At 68.6% G+C, this 4,671-nt stretch carries 4 protein-coding genes; all 4 read left to right on the top strand.

Going from position 1 to position 4,671, the window contains the following annotated elements; genetic code table 11:
- Positions 1 to 78: 78 nt before the first annotated feature.
- The 4 genes from ACFV0G_RS35595 to ACFV0G_RS35580 all read left to right on the top strand — a co-directional run bounded on the left by ACFV0G_RS35595 (position 79) and on the right by ACFV0G_RS35580 (position 4,637).
- Positions 79 to 522, top strand: coding sequence for a BlaI/MecI/CopY family transcriptional regulator (locus ACFV0G_RS35595; protein WP_380556877.1), 444 nt, complete (start codon positions 79 to 81; stop codon positions 520 to 522).
- Between the two features lie 9 nt (positions 523 to 531).
- On the top strand, positions 532 to 1,059 hold the full coding sequence (locus ACFV0G_RS35590) for an amino-acid N-acetyltransferase (RefSeq protein ID WP_380556875.1): 528 nt from the start codon (positions 532 to 534) through the stop codon (positions 1,057 to 1,059).
- Positions 1,060 to 1,174: 115 nt separating this feature from the next.
- Positions 1,175 to 1,528 (top strand): Lsr2 family protein, encoded by a 354-nt coding sequence (locus tag ACFV0G_RS35585; RefSeq protein WP_380556873.1) that lies wholly within the window; start codon positions 1,175 to 1,177, stop codon positions 1,526 to 1,528.
- Positions 1,529 to 2,120: 592 nt separating this feature from the next.
- Positions 2,121 to 4,637, top strand: coding sequence for an ATP-dependent Clp protease ATP-binding subunit (locus ACFV0G_RS35580; protein WP_380556871.1), 2,517 nt, complete (start codon positions 2,121 to 2,123; stop codon positions 4,635 to 4,637).
- Positions 4,638 to 4,671 lie beyond the last annotated feature (34 nt).

Below are 4,671 nucleotides of genomic sequence, written 5' to 3'. Positions count from 1 at the left end.
CCCCAAAGGGTGGCGGCGCGCCGGTCCGCTTGCTGAATCGCCATTTTTGTCCGAATCACTTCCTATCCTGGCCGGACTATGGTGCGGCAGCTCGGAGAACTCGAGAACGACATCATGACCAGGGTCTGGCAGTGGAACCGCCCGGTCACCGTTCGCGAGGTCCTGCAGGATCTGCAGTCGGAACGCGATATCGCTTACACCACCGTCATGACGGTGCTGGACAAGCTCTACCGAAAGGGCTGGCTGCGCCGCGAGCAGGCCGGCCGGGCCTATCGATATGAACCGGTGTCCTCCCGCGAGGCGTACACCGCGGCGCTGATGAACGACGCCTGGGCGACGAGCGACAATCCCGCGGCGGCGCTGGTGCACTTCTTCGGCCTGATGTCCCCGGAACAGCGCGAGGCGCTCCGGGACGCGCTGCGGGTGGCCGCCGTCCTTCCCGCGGAACCGGAACGGCCGGAGGGCGGACCCGGCGGCGCCGAAAGCGATACCGGGGAGACCGGCGGCGGCCCGACGCGATAGCGTCCCGCCATGGATGTCACCATCCGCCGGGCGCGGACCACCGATGTGCGGGCAGTGCGACGGCTCATCGACTCCTACTCGCGCGACGGCATTCTGCTCGACAAGCCCACCGTCACTCTGTTCGAGGCCGTGCAGGAGTTCTGGGTCGCCGAGCGCGACGACACCGGCGCGGTGGTCGCCTGCGGCGCGCTGCACGTGATGTGGGAGGACCTGGCGGAGGTCCGCACGCTGGCGGTGGACCCCTCCTGCAAGGGGCACGGCATCGGCCACGTTCTCCTGGAGAAGCTGCTGCAGACCGCCCGCTGGCTCGGCGTCCGTCGGATTTTCTGCTTGACGTTCGAGGTGGCGTTCTTCGCGAAACACGGTTTCGTCGAGATCGGCGAGACCGACGACCGTACCGCGGATCCGGCCGCGGTCGCCGCAGAAGTCTATGAAGAACTCCTGCGTTCGTACGATGAAGGTGTTGCGGAGTTCCTGGACCTGGAGCGGGTGAAGCCCAACACCCTGGGCAACTCGCGGATGCTCTTGCACCTCTGAGCCGAGCGTGCGCCCCTTCCGTGCGGTACTGCGGCGGCAGAGGGGTTTGTGTTTTCCGGGGAAAGGCGGTTTCCTTTGCCTAGGCAATGGCTCGTTAACTCGGAAAGGGAAGCCCGTGGCACAGAGGGTGCAGGTCATTCTTGAAGACGATCTCGACGGCGGCTCCGCGGACGAGACGGTGACGTTCGCCCTCGACGGCGTCGCCTACGAGATCGACCTGAAGAGCGCCAACGCCGAGAAGCTCCGCGATCTGCTGGCCCCGTACGTCGACAAGGGCCGGAAGCAGAGCGGTCGCATCACCGGCGCCCGGCGCAGCAGCGGCCGCACGTCCGGCCGCCCGGCCGCCGCGGCGGCCCCGGACACCGCCAAGATCCGGAACTGGGCGAAGGAGAACGGCTACGACATCAACGACCGCGGCCGCGTGCCCGGTGAGATCAAGGCCGCCTACGACAAGGCGCACGCCTCCTGAGGACGGCAGGCGGCCCGGGACCGGCCGGTGGGCCGGTCGGCCGGGCGCACCCCGACCGGCGGTCGCACGACCGTTCGGTCGGGCGACGGGCGGCGGAACGCCCGCGGGCTGTGCGAGGCTGGAGGGAGCGGATCGGTCACCAGGCCCGCCCGACCGGCGGCCTCCCGTGGCCGGACCGGCCCGATCCGGCCTGAGCCGCCGTCATCCGGTGGGCGCCGACCGGCGATCCGGGGCGACTTCTCGCCAGGCGAACAGCGCCACCGTGGAAACAGCGCGAATCTCTCCCGGATACCGGGTATGAATGCAGGTGGGCGGGGTCGCAAGGCCCCTTCCACGACAGTTCGCGCGGCCGACCGACCGGCGTCGGATTCTTGTTCGCCGATGGCGTAGCGGCAATCCGGTGCATCAGGGCCCCCTGTGGGAACACCGTCTCCCAGCATCAGGTTGGGATGGGTGTCGGCTGGTCGCGCAGCATGATGTCCCCACGCGAGTGGGGTTGTCCGTGGGCCGCGCCGCTGAGCGGGACTAGCATGCGGAAGGACAGGGCGGGGACGGACCCCGAACTGGCCGACCGCTCTGAGGAGCGAAAACGATGTTCGAAAGGTTCACCGACCGCGCGCGGCGGGTTGTCGTCCTGGCTCAGGAAGAAGCCCGGATGCTCAACCACAACTACATCGGCACCGAGCACATCCTCCTGGGTCTGATCCACGAGGGTGAGGGTGTCGCCGCCAAGGCCCTGGAGAGCCTCGGGATCTCGCTCGAGGCGGTCCGGCAGCAGGTCGAGGAGATCATCGGCCAGGGGCAGCAGGCCCCGTCCGGCCACATCCCCTTCACCCCCCGGGCGAAGAAGGTCCTGGAGCTGTCGCTCCGCGAGGCCCTTCAGCTCGGTCACAACTACATCGGCACCGAGCACATCCTGCTCGGCCTGATCCGCGAGGGCGAGGGCGTCGCCGCCCAGGTCCTGGTGAAGCTGGGCGCCGATCTGAACCGGGTGCGCCAGCAGGTCATCCAGCTGCTCTCCGGGTACTCCGGCGGCGGCAAGGAGTCGGCGACCGCCGGCGGCCCCGCCGAGGGCACCCCCTCCACCTCCCTCGTCCTCGACCAGTTCGGCCGGAACCTCACCCAGGCCGCCCGCGAGGCGAAGCTCGACCCGGTGATCGGGCGCGAGAAGGAGATCGAGCGGGTCATGCAGGTGCTGTCCCGCCGCACCAAGAACAACCCGGTGCTGATCGGCGAGCCCGGCGTCGGCAAGACCGCCGTCGTCGAGGGCCTGGCCCAGGCGATCGTCAAGGGCGAGGTCCCGGAGACGCTCAAGGACAAGCAGCTCTACACCCTGGACCTCGGCGCCCTGGTCGCCGGCTCCCGGTACCGCGGTGACTTCGAGGAGCGCCTGAAGAAGGTCCTCAAGGAGATCCGCACCCGCGGCGACATCATCCTGTTCATCGACGAGCTGCACACCCTGGTCGGCGCGGGCGCCGCCGAGGGCGCCATCGACGCCGCCAGCATCCTCAAGCCGATGCTGGCCCGCGGCGAGCTGCAGACCATCGGTGCCACCACGCTCGACGAGTACCGCAAGCACCTGGAGAAGGACGCCGCGCTGGAGCGCCGCTTCCAGCCGATCCAGGTCGCCGAGCCGTCGCTGCCGCACACCATCGAGATCCTCAAGGGCCTGCGCGACCGGTACGAGGCGCACCACCGCGTCTCGATCACCGACGCCGCCCTGGTCGCCGCCGCCACCCTGGCCGACCGGTACATCTCGGACCGCTTCCTGCCGGACAAGGCGATCGACCTGATCGACGAGGCCGGCTCCCGGATGCGCATCCGCCGGATGACCGCGCCGCCGGACCTGCGCGAGTTCGACGAGAAGATCGCCGAGGTCCGCCGCGAGAAGGAGAGCGCGATCGACGCGCAGGACTTCGAGAAGGCCGCCTCGCTGCGCGACGACGAGAAGCAGCTGCTCACCGCGAAGGCCAAGCGGGAGAAGGAGTGGAAGGCCGGCGACATGGACGTCGTCGCCGAGGTGGACGAGGAGCTCATCGCCGAGGTCCTGGCCACCGCCACCGGCATCCCGGTCTTCAAGCTGACCGAGGAGGAGTCCTCCCGCCTGCTGCGCATGGAGGACGAGCTGCACAAGCGCGTCATCGGCCAGAAGGACGCCATCAAGGCGCTCTCCCAGGCCATCCGGCGCACCCGTGCGGGCCTCAAGGACCCGAAGCGCCCCGGCGGCTCGTTCATCTTCGCCGGTCCGTCCGGCGTCGGTAAGACCGAGTTGTCCAAGACGCTGGCGGAGTTCCTCTTCGGCGACGAGGACGCGCTGATCGCGCTCGACATGTCCGAGTTCTCGGAGAAGCACACCGTCTCCCGGCTGTTCGGCTCCCCGCCCGGATACGTGGGCTACGAGGAGGGCGGCCAGCTCACCGAGAAGGTGCGCCGCAAGCCGTTCTCCGTCGTCCTCTTCGACGAGGTGGAGAAGGCCCACCCGGACATCTTCAACTCGCTGCTGCAGATCCTGGAGGACGGCCGCCTGACCGACTCCCAGGGCCGCGTGGTCGACTTCAAGAACACGGTCATCATCATGACCACCAACCTCGGTACCCGGGACATCTCCAAGGGCTTCAACCTGGGCTTCGCGGCCACGGGCGACGCCACCAGCGGGTACGAGCGGATGAAGGCGAAGGTCAGCGAGGAGCTCAAGCAGCACTTCCGGCCGGAGTTCCTGAACCGTGTCGACGACATCGTGGTGTTCCACCAGCTGTCCGAGGACGACATCATCCAGATCGTCGACCTCATGATCGCCAAGGTGGACGGTCGTCTCAAGGACCGCGACATGGGCCTGGAGCTCAGCGTCGAGGCCAAGAAGCTGCTGGCGAAGAAGGGCTACGACCCGATCCTGGGCGCCCGCCCGCTGCGCCGGACGATCCAGCGCGAGATCGAGGACCACCTCTCCGAGAAGATCCTCTTCGGCGAGCTGCGCGCCGGCCACATCGTGGTCGTCGGCACCGAGGGCGAGGGCAAGGAAGCGAAGTTCACCTTCCGCGGCGAGGAGAAGTCGCCGGTTGCCGACACCCCGGCGGCGGTCGGCTCGCCCGGCCCGGATCTCACGAAGTAACCCGCAGTAACTGAAAAGGCATAGGCCCCGGCGA

The sequence above is a fragment of the Kitasatospora sp. NPDC059571 genome, from assembly GCF_042735675.1.
Classification (GTDB): Bacteria; Actinomycetota; Actinomycetes; order Streptomycetales; family Streptomycetaceae; genus Kitasatospora.
This window is presented reverse-complemented; position numbering and strand designations above follow the sequence as displayed.